The organism is Rhodoferax sp. XS2R6 (genome assembly GCF_056521365.1).
The window spans coordinates 787,324-802,434 of sequence record NZ_JBWMAY010000001.1; the positions used below are offsets into that span (position 1 = coordinate 787,324).

Here is a 15,111-nt window from a genome sequence, read left to right on the forward strand (position 1 = left end):
TTTTAGTAGCTGTCTGCGCAGTATCCACATGGGCTAGAGGCCTAAAACGTGTTAAATCACGCTCCGTAGCGCTGCCGCGCCAGCGCCGCGCCCTGTGCCAGCGCTTGGAGCTTCTTCACCGCTACCTCGCGGCTCATGGGGGCCAGGCCGCAGTTGGTGCAAGGGAAGATGCGGTGGCGCGGCACGTGCTGCAGCGCGATGCCTATGGTGTCGGCCACCTGTTCGGGCGTTTCAATCACCTCGCTGGCCACGTCGATCACGCCCACCATCACGTCCTTGTCTTTCAGCAGCGCCATCAGGTCAGGCGGCACATGCGAGTGGTAACACTCCAGGCTCACCTGCTTAATGCTGCTGGCGGCCAGCGCGGGAAACACCTGCGCATACTGGCGCCACTCCTGGCCCAGGGTTTCCTTCCAGTCGTTATTGGCCTTGATGCCGTAGCCGTAACAAATGTGCACGGCGGTGGTGCAGGTCAGGCCCTTGGCCGCAATCTCCAGAGCCTGCACGCCCCAGTCCACCGCGTCTTGCATGTAAACGTTGAAGCCCGGCTCGTCGAACTGGATGATGTCCACCCCATCGGCCTGCAGCGCCAGTGCCTCCTGGTTCAGCAGCTCGGCAAACGCGAAGGCCATCTTCTTCTTGTCGCCATAGAAGCGGTCGGCCACGGTGTCCACAATGGTCAGCGGGCCGGGCAGGGTGAACTTGAGTTTCTTCTTGGTGTGGGCACGGGCCAGTTGCGCCTCGAAGGCATGCACGCGGCCCTTGAGGCGCAGTTCGGCAATCACTTGGGGTACCTGCGCGTCGTAGCGGTTGTTGCGGATACCCATGGTGACCTTGTTTTCAAAGTCGATGCCGTCCACCTGCTCCAGAAAGCCGTGCACAAAGTGTTGGCGGCTTTGCTCACCGTCGCCCACCACGTCCAAGCCCGCGTCCTCCTGCGCCTTGATCCACAAGAGCGTGGCATCGGCTTTGGCTTGCTGCAGCTCGGGGCCGGCCAGCTTCCACTGGGGCCAGAGTTTTTCGGTCTCTGACAGCCAGGCGGGTTTGGGTAGGCTGCCGGCGATAGCGGTTTCGAACATGGTGTCTCCTTGTGGTTATAGGGGTCAGGGGTTTTCGCGCAGGTAGGCGGGCAAGTGGGCACCGCAGTGCAGGCAGTAGCGGGCCTCGGGCTGGTGGCCCTCGGTCAGGCATTCGTGGCAGGTGCGGGTGGTCGTGGGCTCAGCGGCCCGGCGGGCCGTCATCTCGGCGGTGACGATGCCAGTGGGCACGGCCAAGGTGCCCCAGCCCAGCAACATCATGCAAGAGGCAATAAACCGGCCCAGGTCGGTCTTGGGAGTAATGTCGCCAAAACCCACCGTGGTCATGGTCGTTACCGCCCAGTACACCGCGGTGGGAATGCTGGTGAAGCCGTTGGCCGGCCCCTCCACCACATACATCAGCGTGCCCATGACCAGCACAATCATCAGCACGGCCGAGAGGAACACCATGATCTTGCGCCGGCTCGCTGCCAGGGCGCGCCCCAGCGACTGGTACTCGGACACATAGGCCGTGAGCTTGAAGACGCGGAACACCCGCAGCAGGCGCAGCACCCGCACATCAATCAGCGCATGCACCTCCGGCACCAGCAGCGCCACATAGGTGGGCAGCAGGGCCAGCAGGTCAATCACGCCATAAAAACTCAGCGCGTAACGCCAGGGGTGGCGCACACAGGCCAGGCGCGCCAGGTACTCCAGCGTAAAGGCCACCGTAAACACCCACTCCAGCGCCGTAAACCAGGGGTAGTAGCGCTCCCCCACTCCCTGCACGCTGTCCACCACCACCGCCACCACACTGGCGAGGATGACCGCGATCAGCCATTGGTCGAACAAACGGCCGGCGCGGGTGTCGGCCTCAAAAATGATGGTGTAGAGGCGCAGGCGCCAGCCTTGTAAGGGCTTGCCCAGCGTGAAATCTTCAGAGGTTCGCATGGCCGCGATTCTGCCCTGTGCAGCACCCGCGCCACACCCACAACACAATGCGCATAACCTTATGCGAAAGAACCATAGCCATGCGCCAGAAGTGGGCGTTCGTGGCATGGATTCTGCTAACTATTTGGTACGGAGAGGCTGGATGCCCAAGAATCAGGTTATGACTTTTTTGCATCCGCCTCGATGGTAAACCCGGATGAGGGCACTTGCCCACCGGCGCTACAGTTCAGCGTCAGAATCGGGTGGCAGACACCAATGTGGTGCACCCTGCTGATTCATTTATTTGGAGAAACTATTTATGAGCATCAAGAAACTGAAAACCCTGGCCACCGTGGTCGCCGCGTTGGGCGCCGTATTGGCTGCACCCGCGCACGCCGGTAAAACCCTGGACGCTATCAAGGCGCGTGGTCAAGTGGTTTGCGGTGTGAACACAGGCCTGGCCGGTTTCGGTGCTGCCGATTCCAACGGCAAGTGGACAGGCTTGGACGTGGACGTGTGCCGCGCCGTGGCCGCTGCGGTGCTGGGTGATGGCGAAAAAGTGAAGTACGTTCCCCTGAACGCGCAAGCCCGTTTCACCGCCCTGCAGTCTGGCGAAATTGATGTGTTGTCGCGCAACACCACCTTCACGCTGACCCGTGATGCTTCCCTGGGCCTGACCCAAACCGCCGTGACCTACTACGACGGCCAAGGTTTCATGGTCCCCTTGAAAAGCAAGCTCAAGAGCGCCAAGCAGCTCAAGGGCCAGACCGTGTGCGTGCAGTCCGGCACCACCACCGAAAAGAACCTGACCGACTACTCCAAGGCCAACGGCCTGGGTATCAAGCCCATCGTGTTTGAAAAGCTCGAAGCCGCTGAAGGTGCCTACTTCGCTGGCCGTTGCGTGGCTTACACCACCGACGCGTCCGGCCTGGCATCGACCCGCAACAAGGTGGCCAAGAACCCCGCTGACCACATCATCCTGCCCGAGCTGATCTCCAAAGAGCCCCTGGGCCCCATGGTGCGCCGCGGTGATGACGAGTGGACCACCATCGTGAAGTGGACCATTTACGGTCTGCTGGAAGCCGAAGAAGCAGGCGTGACCTCCGCCAACGTGGACGACCTGAAGACCAGCAGCAAGGACCCCGTGATCGGCCGCCTGCTGGGTTCCACCGAAGACACCGGCAAGCTGCTGGGTCTGGACAAGGAATGGCTGGCACGCGCAGTGAAGACCACCGGCAACTACGGTGAAATCTTCGAGCGTAACGTCGGACCCAAGTCCTCTCTGCAACTGCCACGTGGTCTGAACAACCTGTGGAACAAGGGTGGCGTGCAGTACGCACCTCCCGTCCGTTAAGTCGGTGTTGCGAAGCGGTTAACACTGGCTTCGTTCTGAAAAAGGGCAGCCGCAGACACCATGCGCTGCCCTTTTCAACTGGTTGCGTGATTCTCTAGTTCATCAAAGGGCGCTATGTCCACCCCCTCCTCTCCTCCCAAGAAATCGTGGTCCTGGCGCAGCCAGGCGTTTCGCGGCCTGCTGTACCAAGTGATCGCCATCGTGGTGGTTTTGGTCACGGTGCTGTACCTGGCCCACAACACGACCACCAACATGAAGTTGCGTGGCATCCAGAGCGGCTTTGACTTTTTGTCCAGCCCTGCCGGCTTTGACATTGGCGAAAGCCTGTTTGCCTTCGATTCGGGCGAGTCCTACTGGCGCGCCTACCTGGTCGGTTTTGTCAACACCCTGCGCGTGGCGGTGGTGGGCATCATCCTCACCACCTTGCTGGGCGTGCTCATTGGCGTGGGGCGCTTCTCGCGCAACGCCCTGATCCGCGGCATGTGTGCGGTGTATGTGGAATTTTTCCGCAACATCCCGGTGCTGCTGCAATTGCTGATGTGGTACCTGCTGTTCACGGAAGTGCTGCCCGCATCGAACGAGCCCCTGACACTGGGGCCACTGTTCCTGAGCAAGGGCGGGCTGAACTTCCCCATCCCCGAATGGGCCAGTGGCCATGTGTGGGGTGCCTGGGGTCTGCTGGCTGGCGTGGTGGCAGCCTGGCTGTACCGCAAATGGGCTTACCGTGCGTTTGAGGCCACCGGCAAGGCCAAGAGCACGTTCTGGGTTCCTGTGGCCATCGTGCTCGCCTGTGGTCTGCTGGGCTGGATTCTGGGTGGTGCGCCCACCGCCCTGAACATGCCGGTGCAAGGCGACTTTGCCGTGGAAAACGGTGGCGCGCTAACACCGGAATATCTGTCCGTATTACTGGGCCTGACGGTGTACACCGCGGCCTTTGTGTCCGAAGTGGTGCGTGGCGGTATCCAGTCCGTGGCCCTGGGCCAATCGGAAGCCGCAGCGGCTCTGGGTCTCTCCCGCGGCCAGACCATGCGTCTGGTGATGTTGCCGCAAGCGCTGCGCGTGATCATCCCGCCCGTCACCAACCAGTACCTCAACCTGACCAAAAACTCCTCGCTCGCGGTGGCCATTGGTTACCCCGATGTGGTGTCGATTGCCAACACCGCCATCAACCAGACCGGCCGCGCTGTGGAATGTATTGCCATCATCATGTTGGTGTACCTGAGCACGTCGCTGTTCACATCGGTTGCGATGAATTGGTACAACACACGCTCCGCCATCAAAGAACGCTAAAGACCTGACCATGAGCGCAACTACTTTTGAACCTATCGCTGCGCGCCCCGCCCCCGTGAAAACGGAAGGGCTGGTGGCCTGGATCCGCAGCAACCTGTTTGGTGACTGGAAGACCACGGTGGGCACCCTGCTGGTAGCGGCCGTGCTGCTGAAGGTGCTGCCACCTTTCCTGCATTGGGCTCTGTTCAGTGCCGTTTGGACACCGCAATTTGAACTGTGCAATGCCGAGGGTGCTGGCGCTTGCTGGGGCGTGGTGGCGGAGAAATTCCGCATCATCATCTTTGGCCGCTACCCCTTCGAGGAGCAATGGCGCCCCCTCATATCGACCCTGCTGCTGTGTGCTCTGCTCGCAGGCAGCTGCATGCGCGCCTTCTGGAAGGCATGGTTGGTCCCCTTGTGGATTGCGGTGTTGGCCTTCTTCTTTGTGGTGATGTACGGCGGTATGTTGGGCCTGAGCCGCGTGGAAACCGACCGTTGGGGCGGCTTGCCGCTGACCATTCTGCTGGCCTCGCTGTCCATGGCCATGGCCTTCCCCATTGCCTTGCTGATTGCGCTGGGCCGCCGCTCCAAGCTGCCCGCCATCAAGACCTTTTGCACCATTTATGTGGAGTTGATCCGCGGCGTGCCACTGATCTCGGTGCTGTTCATGGCGTCCTTTATGTTCCCGCTCTTGATGCCGCAGGGCTTCAATATCGACGTGCTGGTGCGTGTGTTGGCCGGTATCACCCTGTTTGCCGCAGCCTACATGGCCGAGGTGATTCGCGGTGGGCTGCAGGCCGTGCCCAAGGGCCAGATTGAAGCCGCCGCCACGCTGGGCCTGAGCTACTGGCAGACCCAACGCAAGATTGTGTTGCCCCAGGCCCTGGCCATGGTGGTGCCGGGCATCATGAACAACTTCATCTCCACCTTCAAGGACACGTCGTTGGTCACCATCGTGAGTTTGTACGAACTCACCGGTGCCATGAGCCTGGCCCTGAACTCGGATGCTGACTGGCGCCCCTTCAAGATCGAAGGTTACCTCTTCATCGCCCTGATTTATTTTGGCTTCTGCTTTGCCATGTCCCGCTACAGCCTGTGGATCGAAAAGCAAGTCAACAAAAGCAAACTCCGCTAAGGAACGAATATGTCTGAACCCATCATCACCTTCAACAAAGTCAACAAGTGGTACGGCAATAACTACCACGTGCTGCGCGATATCGACCTGACCGTCACCAAGGGTGAACGCATCGTGATTTGCGGCCCATCGGGCTCCGGCAAGTCCACGCTGATTCGTTGTATCAACCGCTTGGAAGAACACCAGCAAGGCAACCTGACCGTGGACGGCGTGGAGCTGACCGACGACGTGAAAGCGATTGACGACGTGCGCAAAAAAGTCGGCATGGTGTTCCAGCAATTCAACCTGTTCCCCCACCTTACGGTGCTGGAAAACCTGACACTGTCGCCCATGTGGGTGGGCAAGATGCCCAAGAAAGAAGCCGAAGAAAAGGCGATGGAGCAGCTCAAGCGCGTGCGTATTGCCGAACAAGCCAGCAAGTACCCGCTGCAGCTGTCTGGTGGCCAGCAGCAGCGCGTGGCCATTGCGCGCGCGCTGTGCCTCAAACCCAAGATCATGCTGTTCGACGAGCCTACCTCGGCGCTCGACCCCGAGATGATCAAGGAAGTACTAGACGTGATGATCGAGATGGCCAACCAAGGCATCACGATGATCTGCGTGACCCACGAAATGGGCTTTGCCAAGGCCGTGGCCGACCGTGTGATTTTCATGGACCAGGGCCAGATCGTGGAACAGAACACGCCGCACGAGTTCTTCAACAACCCGCAGAGCGAGCGCAGCAAGGACTTCTTGTCCAAGATTTTGGGCCACTAAACCCGCATGTCTTCCACCGCGCTTGCGCAATGGCAGACATTGCAGACCGGCCTCACCCAGTTGCGCGCGGGCGTACTGGGTGCGCACGGTTTGTCGGAGCTGGGGCGTACCCAAGAGGCCTTGCTCGAAGCCCTGGGGCCGCGTTACCGCGAAGTCTTGCTGCAGCTGCTGGACCGGCTGGAATCCAGTGCGCTGTTCAGTGAGGAGAGCTGCTCCTTCAGCCAGCAGGGCCTGCTCGACAACCTGCAGATCTGGCTGGACAAGGCGCGCGGCCAACTCGACCCTGCCGCGTAAGCGTCAAAGGTAGTCGTCTGCCTTGAAACGGCGGGTCTGCAGCCAGTACTGCCACGTGTATCCCGGCCACAGGGTGTCTATGTCGCCCCGCGCGTTTTGGTACCAGCTGTGGCAACCCGAGGCCCACACCGTGCTCTGCATCTTGTCTTGCACCTGGCGATAGTCGGCATCCGCCACTGCGGCCCGCAAGCGTAAAACCTGTTGGTCCGTGCGACGCAGGTGTTGCAAGGCCCGCACGATGTAGTGCACCTGGCACTCGATCATAAAAATCAGCGAGTTATGCCCCAGGCCCGTGTTCGGCCCCACCAGCAAATACAGATTGGGAAAACCAGCCACTGTGATGCCCAGTTTGGTGGCGGCCGGCGCAGTGCGCCAACGGGCGCTGAGTTCTGGCACCACGCCGTCGTCTGCCTCGCCAAACACCTGCATAGGGGCCACAAACTCGGTGGCCTTGAAGCCCGTGCCCCACACAATCACATCGCAGGGGGTCAGGGTGCCATCCGCCCCCACTAGCCCCTCGGGCGTCACGCGTGCCACCGCCTGGGTGTGCAACTGCACATGCTCTTTCTGCAACGCTGGGAACCAGGTATTGGAGATCAACAGGCGTTTGCAGCCCGGGTTGAAATGGGGGGTCAGCGCGGCTTGCATGGCAGGTGCGCGCACCTGGCGCGCCACATGGTGCAAGGCCAGCTTGCGCAGCAGCGCCTGCATGCGCAGGGACCCCATAAAACCCATGCCAACCACTTCGTTGAACCAATACACCCGCCAGCGGCTCAGGCGCTGCAAGCCCGGCACATAGCGGTAGACCCAACGTTTGAATGTCCCATACGGCCGGTCCCAGCGCGGCAGCACCCAGGCCGCAGTGCGCTGGAACACATGCACCTGCGCCGCCACCTTGGCAATCTCCGGTACAAATTGCACCGCACTGGCCCCCGTACCCACCACAGCCACACGCAGGCCCCGCAGGTCTACGTCATGGCGCCATTGGTTGGAGTGGAAGGCCACGCCCGCAAAGTCCTGCACACCCGGAATGTCTGGCACCAAGGGTTTGTTCAAAGGGCCGGTGGCCAGCACCACATGGCGTGCCTGCAAGGGTTCACCATCTGCCACCTCAACCTGCCAACAGCTCGCCTCTGCGCGCCAGCGCAGCGCCGTGACCTCTGTACCGAAGCGGATCAGGGGGCGCAGCTGGTACTTGTCCGTCACACGCAGGATGTAGTCCTGAATCTCGGCCTGCTGCGGGTAGGGGCGTGTCCATTCGGTATTGGGCTCGAAGGAGAACGAGTACATGTGCGAGGGCACGTCACAGGCACAACCGGGGTAGACGTTGTCCCGCCAGGTACCGCCTACTTCGCGGGCACGCTCCAGTACCAACAAAGACTGCACCCCGCTGGCTCGCAGGCGAATGGCGGCTGCCAAACCGCCTAAACCCGCTCCCACAATCAGGACGTCCAGCATGGAGGGCCTCAGGGAGTTTTGGCAACCTGGGCGGGCCCCAGGCGCTCGGAGGTCCAGCGCAGCAGGTCCATCCACATCTGCCGCGTCTCGGCATCCTGGGTCATGCGCGAGGCGCTGGGCAGCTCAATGGTGACCACTGGCACCCGTTTGTGGATACCACCATAGTTGCCCAGAGAACCCGGGAAGATGCCCACCTGGTCCAGGTACAGGCGCCCCAGTTTGCTAGGTGGCACCGAGGGGCCGTCGAAGTCCAGCACCCCATACGGGGCATGCACACTCACAATCAAATTGGGTTTGAAGCTGTCCATCTGCTCCAGCAAAAAGCGCGACTCAGGTTCTGACAAGGGTTTGTTGCCAGGCCAACGGCGCGGGTCGCGTTTGGTGCGGGACTCCCAGTACATGCGGGCGTCACGCGCCCAGTTGGGTGTGGGGAAGTTGCGGTTCAGATCCACGCCACTGGCATTGGTGCGCCGGGAGGGTTTGGCAAACAGGCCATCCGGATTCAGCGAAGGAATAAAGCGCCAATGGATGGACAAGGACATGTCAGACGGCGGATTCTGCGCCAAACCAATCCAGTGGAAGACCAGCGAGCTGGAGGACATTTCATCGCCGTGGATGCCGCCCACCACCAGAACCCGGAAGTTGGCATCCGCGGGTTGGATATCGGTCCCCCACAATACGCGCCCTTTGACCGAGCGGCCCTGCATGTCCCGCATGCCAGCGGCCTCGCACAAGGCGGGCGTCACACTTGGTATTTTTGACGCATAATCGACGCAAGCCCTTGTTGTATTTGCGTGAGCAGCTATAGAAAACATAGCAAAAACCAAGGATGCACAGGTTTGAAATCGCATGACTCCATTGTAGGATGCCCGCTGACCAGCGCTTTTGCGGGCCGACAGGGCAAGGCAGCGGCCAAAACCAGTTAAATTGCGAAGATGCGCTCCCCCACCACGACGCAACAGGCGCGTCCCCCAGATTTTTCGACCACAGAGTTCCGCGAGGCCTTGGGCATGTTTGCCACCGGCGTCACCATCGTCACGGCCCGCACGCCCCAAGGCGAGCTGGTCGGCCTCACCGCCAACTCTTTCAATTCGGTATCGCTGACCCCCCCCTTGGTACTCTGGAGCCTGGCCCGCAGTGCCGGCTCCATGGCGGCCTTTAGCACAGGCTCGCATTACGCCATCAATATCCTGGGCGCCGAACAGCAGGCACTGGCCCGCCAGTTTGCCGCCAAAGATGTGGACCGCTACCACGGTGTGGCCTTCGCGTTAGGCGCCAGCGGTGCGCCGCTGCTGGAAGGTGCAGTGGCTACGTTTGAATGCTTCAACCGCAGCCGCTACGAGGAAGGCGACCATGTCATTTTTGTAGGGGAGGTAGAGCGCTGCCACCACCGGGCAGGTGCCTCGCCACTGCTGTACCACGGTGGCCGTTTTTACAACGAGCACCCGCTCTAGTCTGCCGCCATGAAGCTGCCCCAGTTGCCCAAATCCGTGCGTTATGTGCTGTTGTCGCTGCGCGACCTGCTCACATCGGCCAGCCCATTTGTCATCGCCGCCGCAGGTTTGCTGTGGCTGGCCTATTGGTGGTTGGACCCGATGCCGCCCAAGAAGATCACCCTCGCTACCGGTCCCGCGCAAAGTGCTTACGCCGATTTTGGCCAACGCTACGCCAAGGCCTTGCAAGCCAGTGGCATCGAGGTCGAGCTGCTCACGACCGATGGCTCTTCTGCCAACCTGGAGCTGTTGCACAGCGGGCAGGCCGATGCTGGCTTTGTGCAAGGCGGAACGACCTCGCCCCAGGCGCAGGCCGAAGACGCAGAAGTACTGGTCACGCTGGGCAATCTGTTTGTAGAGCCGATCTGGTTGTTCTACCGCAGCGCCTCCGCCCAGGCAGTAACACCCAGCGGACAACTCAGCTCACTGACACAGCTGGCCCATATGCGGGTCAACGTAGGCGCCGCTGGCAGCGGCGTGCCCACGCTGATGCAAACCCTGTTGGACATGAACCGCGTTGCCCCCAAGAGCATCACGCTGTCACAGCTGGACCAAACCCCTGCCACCGTCAAACTACTGCAAGGGCAGCTCGATGCCGTGGTGTTTGCATCCGCCCCGGAAGCTCCCATTGTGCAAATGCTGCTGCAAACACCGGGCATTCGGTTGATGGATTTTCACCAAAATGAGGCCTATGCCCGTCGACTGCCTTTTGTGACGCCTGCCACCCTGCCCAATGGCATTGTGGACCTGGCCCGCAAACTCCCCACCCAGGATGTGCACCTGATTGCCACCACCACCAGCATGCTGGCGCGCGACGACGTGCACCCGGCGCTGCGCCAGTTGCTGTCGCAGGCGGCCATGCAGATCCATGGCCAGGCGGGCTGGTTCAACCGGGCACGTGAATTCCCCAATGCTGGCAACGCCGAGTACCCCCTCGCACCCGAGGCAGAACGCACCATGCGCACGGGCGTGCCCTCGCTGCAACGCTACATCCCCTTCACGCTGGCCAACCTGATCGAGCGTATGTGGTTGGCGCTAGGCCTGATCATTGCCGTGCTGCTGCCGCTGGGCAAGATAGCCCCGCCGCTCTACGCCTTCCGGGTTCGCTCGCGCGTGTTCCGCTGGTACGGCCAGCTGCGCGAAATCGAAGAGCGGTTAGAAGAGTCGCCGGGCAGTGCACCCGAGCTTTTGACGGAGCTCAATGCGTTGGAGAGCAAGGTAGAAAAAATCATCGTTCCGCTCTCGTACACCGACGAGCTTTACACCCTGCGCAACCACATTGGCCTGGTGCGCCAGCGCCTGCTTACAGCGTAGAGTCCAGACTATTGCGCATGGCCTGTTGGGCCACCGCATCCAGTGCGCCGTCCACCACGGGTTGACCGGAAATCATGCGCAGTTGCCCTGCTGCCACCAACTTGTCGTGGGTTCTGCGCGTCATGGACTGTGTGGTGCCATACACACTGGTAAAAAGGAACAAGGTGCCATGCGGGCTGGCCCAGGTGAGCTGGGTGCGCACCCACTCTCCGTTGGTCATCAACTCCACCCAAGAACCCAGGGGCAAAACAGCCCCACTTGCCAGGGTACCGGCAGCAGGCATCAGCACGGCTGGCTGCGCACCAGCCGCCGCCGTGTCTGTAACCGCCACCGGGGCACCGGCCTCTGGCTCCTCGGGCAACTCGATGAAGTTGGACTCGCGTGCCTCTTCGGGAGCGACCCAAGGGTCACCATCCTCCACCGGCCGTGTTTTATGCACATGCAGCGGCGCGTCAACCGGCGGCACAGCGGGCTCCGCTTTGGCGGCAGAACGAAACACCTGTTGGTGCAAGCCCATCAGGGCCTCCAGGAAAACGCTGGTCTTGGTGGCCGGGTAGCGGATGATCTCCAACCCCTCGCGCAGAGTGCTGATCAACAGCGGTACGAGGCGCGTGAGTTTGGTGACATTGGTGCGAGCCAACTCCGGATGGGCACTCCACAACATGGCCGAGATCAAGGCCTGGTATTTGTCGGCCGCGCTGGAGCCTGTGCCGCCCTGCAGGCGCGCCTGCGCCACCACCTGGGCCCACGGGCCACACAAGAAAGTAATCACAACCTCGGGGACTTGGGCCGCATCGGGATGGGAGTCGATTTCACGGGCAATCTTTTCGGCCAGCAGGTTGCGCTGCTCGGCTTTTTGCAGTGCCTGCATGGCCTGCGCACGCGAGGCCTCCTGCGCCTTGGCCGCCGCATCCCACGAGGCGCGCAGCTGAGCCAGCACAATTTCAAAAGGCTCTGGGCCCTGCACATCCACTTCGGTCAAGGGCGCAACCGCGTCCCGAACCTCCTGGTAGAAACCGGCAAACCCGGTCGTCTGCTCGGTCGCAAACGCCAGGCTGCGGTGCGTGATCTCCTGCACCAAGCCACGGGCAGCATGCGCCTTGTCCGTAAATACCCGTGGATCCACCAACGCCAAACGCATCAGCGCAGGCTCCAGGCTGCGCACCAGCTCCTGCACGGGCACCAGCAGGCGTGGGTCGCGCGCAATGTTGTCCACCATCAGGTTGACCACCTCCAGGCTCAGGGCCTGGGCCACACCGCTAGCGCTGCGTCGGATTGCCTCGCAGGCCAGCTGCACTGCACCGGCCTGCGCCATGCGCACCGGCGCGCCGCGACGCTGCTCCAGGCGCTGCACCACGCGGTCCACCTGCTTCATTTCGGTCAAGGCCTCGAAAGCGGCGGGCACGGTCGCGGCAAAGCCGCCATCCTGCGGGGCCTGGGGCGCCAGCAGGGCCTCCCCTTCAAACTCACGGGCAAACTGCTGCGCAAAGGCCGCCACCCGGTGGGGCGTGCCCTGAGCGTCCAGCTCCCCCGACAGCAGTTTGCGCAAACGGTCCAGGGTCAGCAAGGCAGGATCTGCGGCACGGCGTGCGCGCAACTCGGCTGCAATTTGGGCTTCACGCTCGGTACTGCCCGGCGTGCCGTGTGACACATTCGTAGAAGCAGCCTTGCCCACCCCAGCACCGGGCGTGGGCACCACGGCATAACCAGCGGCAACAACACCCTCCACCCGCATGCGGGCGGCCAAGCGGGTATACAACTCGCGCAGCTCAGCCCCCAGGGCCACGCCCATGGTGGTGAGCCAGTCCAGGCGCATAGCGGCCGGCACAGGCGTGCGCTCAACCACCAATTTGAGCGCCTGCAAATACACGTCGGGGCGCAGGGGGTTGCGCTCCGGACGGACGGTCGCCAGCCCCAGGGTGGCGCAAATCAGGGTGTTGAGCTCGGTGAGGCTGGCTTCGGCGGCCAGCATGGCCATTTGCTGCGCGCGTGCCATGGTCACGCTTTCCTGAACCTGAACTTCATCCATCAGTTCGAGCTGGTCAAACTGCACCTCGGCCATGCTCAGGACGGTGGTCTTGGGGGATGACACGGGGCCACTAAAGGCTGCCAACAAGGCTTGTGGATACTGCAGGCGCAACTCAGGCTCCTGTGCATGCAAAAGCTTCAGGGAGTCTTCATGCACCTCACGCTCACGGTAGTCGCGTGCGGAGCCCAAACGTTCCTGCACTGACTTGCGCACCGCCGCCACCAGTTTGCCCATAATGGCCTGCCCACCGGATGCTGCGTCCTCAATGGTGGCCTGGTACAGCGCGGCATAGTGGGGAGAAGGCACGGTCATGGCAATGGGCCCTGGTTGGACGGCGGAAAACGGTCGTTTACTTCAGTGCTTTGTAGCGCATCCGTTTCGGCTTGGCACCCTCTTCACCCAGGCGCTTCTTCTTGTCGGCTTCGTACTCCTGGTAGTTGCCGTCAAAGAAGGTCCACTGGCTGTCACCTTCGGCCGCCAAAATGTGCGTGGCGATACGGTCCAGGAACCAGCGATCGTGGGAAATGACCAGCATGGTGCCAGCGAATTCCAGCAGCGCGTCTTCCAAGGCGCGCAGGGTTTCCACATCCAAGTCGTTGGACGGTTCATCGAGCATCAGCACGTTGCCGCCCGCAATCAGGGTCTTGGCCAGGTGCAAACGGCCGCGCTCACCGCCGGACAACATGCCCACCTTCTTCTGCTGGTCACCACCGTTGAAGTTGAAGCGGCCGCAATAGGCGCGGCTGGCCATCTGGAACTTGCCCACGTTCAGGATGTCGAGTCCACCGGACACGTCTTCCCACACGGTTTTTTCGTCGGACAGTGCATCACGGTGCTGATCCACAAACGCCATCTTCACGGTAGAGCCGATCACGACTTCGCCAGAATCTGGTTTCTCCTTGCCAGCAATCAGCTTGAACAGTGTCGACTTACCGGCACCGTTGGGACCGATGATGCCGACGATGGCGCCGGCAGGAATATTGAAGCTCAGGTTGTCGATCAGCACACGGTCGCCAAAGGACTTGCTCACCCCCTTGAACTCAATCACCTGGCTACCCAGGCGGTCGGCCACGGGGATAAAGATTTCGTTGGTCTCGTTGCGCTTCTGGTATTCGAAGTCGCTCAGTTCTTCAAAACGGGCCAGACGGGCCTTGCTCTTGGCCTGGCGGGCCTTGGGGTTCTGGCGTGACCATTCCAATTCCTTCTTCAAGGCCTTGGCGCGGGCTTCTTCGCCCTTTTGTTCGGCTTCCAGGCGCGCGCCCTTTTGCGTCAACCAGTCGGAGTAGTTGCCCTTGTACGGAATGCCGGAGCCACGGTCGAGTTCCAAAATCCATTCGGCCGCGTTGTCCAGGAAGTAGCGATCGTGGGTGATGGCCACCACGGTGCCAGAGTAGCGCTGCAGGAACTGCTCCAGCCAGTCCACCGATTCGGCGTCCAAGTGGTTGGTTGGTTCGTCGAGCAACAGCATGTCGGGCTTGGACAGCAGCAGGCGGCACAGCGCAACGCGGCGTTTTTCACCGCCGGACAACACGCCAATGTTGGCGTCCCAGGGTGGCAGGCGCAGCGCGTCGGCGGCGATTTCGAGTTGGTGCTCGGAGTCGGTGCCGGCGGTGGCAATGATGGCTTCCAGCTCAGCCTGCTCGGCAGCCAGCGCGTCAAAGTCGGCGTCTTCCGCGCCATAGGCGGTGTAGACCTCTTCCAGGCGGGCCTTGGCGGCAAATACCTTGCCCATGCCGGCTTCCACGCTTTCGCGCACGGTCTGGGTGGGGTCCAGCTGAGGTTCCTGGGGCAGGTAACCGATGTTCAGACCCGCCATGGGGATGGCTTCGCCTTCGATCTCCTTGTCCACACCGGCCATGATCTTGAGCAAGGTGGACTTGCCGGAGCCGTTGGTCCCCAAGACACCAATTTTGGCGCCCGGGAAGAAGCTCAGGGAGATATCTTTAAGAATGTGCCGCTTGGGCGGCACGATCTTGCCGACGCGGTTCATGGAGAAAACGTATTGGGCCATTGCGATTCGATTTTTTCAGCGATAAACCGCCATTATCGACTGCCTCACCCCCAAG

General features: G+C 61.6%; 13 protein-coding genes. 7 read left to right on the top strand and 6 right to left on the bottom strand.

Annotation, left to right across the window (positions count from 1 at the left end; translation table 11 throughout):
- Positions 1-56: 56 nt before the first annotated feature.
- Both AC097A_RS03715 and AC097A_RS03720 read right to left on the bottom strand, forming a co-directional pair.
- Positions 57-1,079, bottom strand: coding sequence for a methionine synthase (locus tag AC097A_RS03715; protein WP_479619801.1), 1,023 nt, complete (start codon positions 1,077-1,079; stop codon positions 57-59).
- 24 nt (positions 1,080-1,103) lie between these two features.
- Positions 1,104-1,967 carry an ion transporter gene (locus tag AC097A_RS03720; RefSeq protein WP_479619802.1) on the bottom strand — a complete coding sequence of 288 codons (864 nt, stop codon included), beginning with the start codon at positions 1,965-1,967 and terminating at the stop codon, positions 1,104-1,106.
- A 298-nt stretch (positions 1,968-2,265) separates the two neighbouring features.
- Here AC097A_RS03720 and AC097A_RS03725 point away from each other — a divergent pair, with 298 nt between their 5' ends.
- From AC097A_RS03725 to AC097A_RS03745, 5 genes are all read left to right on the top strand, one after another.
- Entirely contained in the window at positions 2,266-3,300 is a 1,035-nt protein-coding gene (locus tag AC097A_RS03725) for an amino acid ABC transporter substrate-binding protein (RefSeq protein WP_105262545.1), read from the top strand.
- 114 nt (positions 3,301-3,414) lie between these two features.
- Complete coding sequence (locus AC097A_RS03730) at positions 3,415-4,590, top strand: amino acid ABC transporter permease (RefSeq protein WP_479619803.1); 1,176 nt, start codon at positions 3,415-3,417, stop codon at positions 4,588-4,590.
- Between the two features lie 10 nt (positions 4,591-4,600).
- Positions 4,601-5,704: an amino acid ABC transporter permease gene (locus AC097A_RS03735; RefSeq protein WP_105262547.1), complete on the top strand. Its 1,104-nt coding sequence runs from the start codon at positions 4,601-4,603 to the stop codon at positions 5,702-5,704.
- 9 nt (positions 5,705-5,713) lie between these two features.
- The gene (locus tag AC097A_RS03740; protein WP_105262548.1) at positions 5,714-6,457 is read left to right on the top strand and encodes an amino acid ABC transporter ATP-binding protein; all 744 of its coding nucleotides are present in this window, start codon (positions 5,714-5,716) and stop codon (positions 6,455-6,457) included.
- A 6-nt stretch (positions 6,458-6,463) separates the two neighbouring features.
- Complete coding sequence (locus AC097A_RS03745; protein ID WP_479619804.1) at positions 6,464-6,751, top strand: hypothetical protein; 288 nt, start codon at positions 6,464-6,466, stop codon at positions 6,749-6,751.
- A 3-nt stretch (positions 6,752-6,754) separates the two neighbouring features.
- Here AC097A_RS03745 and AC097A_RS03750 read toward each other — a convergent pair whose 3' ends face one another.
- Both AC097A_RS03750 and AC097A_RS03755 read right to left on the bottom strand, forming a co-directional pair.
- Positions 6,755-8,209, bottom strand: a complete 1,455-nt coding sequence (locus tag AC097A_RS03750) for a flavin-containing monooxygenase (RefSeq protein WP_479619805.1) — start codon at positions 8,207-8,209, stop codon at positions 6,755-6,757.
- An 8-nt stretch (positions 8,210-8,217) separates the two neighbouring features.
- Positions 8,218-8,955 carry a M14 family murein peptide amidase A gene (locus tag AC097A_RS03755; protein WP_315496633.1) on the bottom strand — a complete coding sequence of 246 codons (738 nt, stop codon included), beginning with the start codon at positions 8,953-8,955 and terminating at the stop codon, positions 8,218-8,220.
- A gap of 189 nt (positions 8,956-9,144) precedes the next feature.
- Between AC097A_RS03755 and AC097A_RS03760 the strand changes: the two genes are divergently transcribed.
- Together AC097A_RS03760 and AC097A_RS03765 are read left to right on the top strand one after the other, a co-directional pair.
- On the top strand, positions 9,145-9,663 hold the full coding sequence (locus AC097A_RS03760; RefSeq protein ID WP_315496632.1) for a flavin reductase: 519 nt from the start codon (positions 9,145-9,147) through the stop codon (positions 9,661-9,663).
- Positions 9,664-9,672: 9 nt separating this feature from the next.
- Positions 9,673-11,016 (top strand): TAXI family TRAP transporter solute-binding subunit, encoded by a 1,344-nt coding sequence (locus tag AC097A_RS03765; RefSeq protein ID WP_479619806.1) that lies wholly within the window; start codon positions 9,673-9,675, stop codon positions 11,014-11,016.
- Here the strand turns inward: AC097A_RS03765 and AC097A_RS03770 are convergent.
- A complete protein-coding gene (locus AC097A_RS03770) occupies positions 11,006-13,357 on the bottom strand; it encodes a DUF1631 family protein (RefSeq protein ID WP_479619807.1) in 2,352 nt (783 codons plus the stop codon). The two genes, AC097A_RS03765 and AC097A_RS03770, sit on opposite strands and share 11 nt — an antisense overlap.
- Positions 13,358-13,394: 37 nt before the next feature.
- Positions 13,395-15,056, bottom strand: a complete 1,662-nt coding sequence (gene ettA / locus AC097A_RS03775) for an energy-dependent translational throttle protein EttA (RefSeq protein WP_105262554.1) — start codon at positions 15,054-15,056, stop codon at positions 13,395-13,397.
- Positions 15,057-15,111 lie beyond the last annotated feature (55 nt).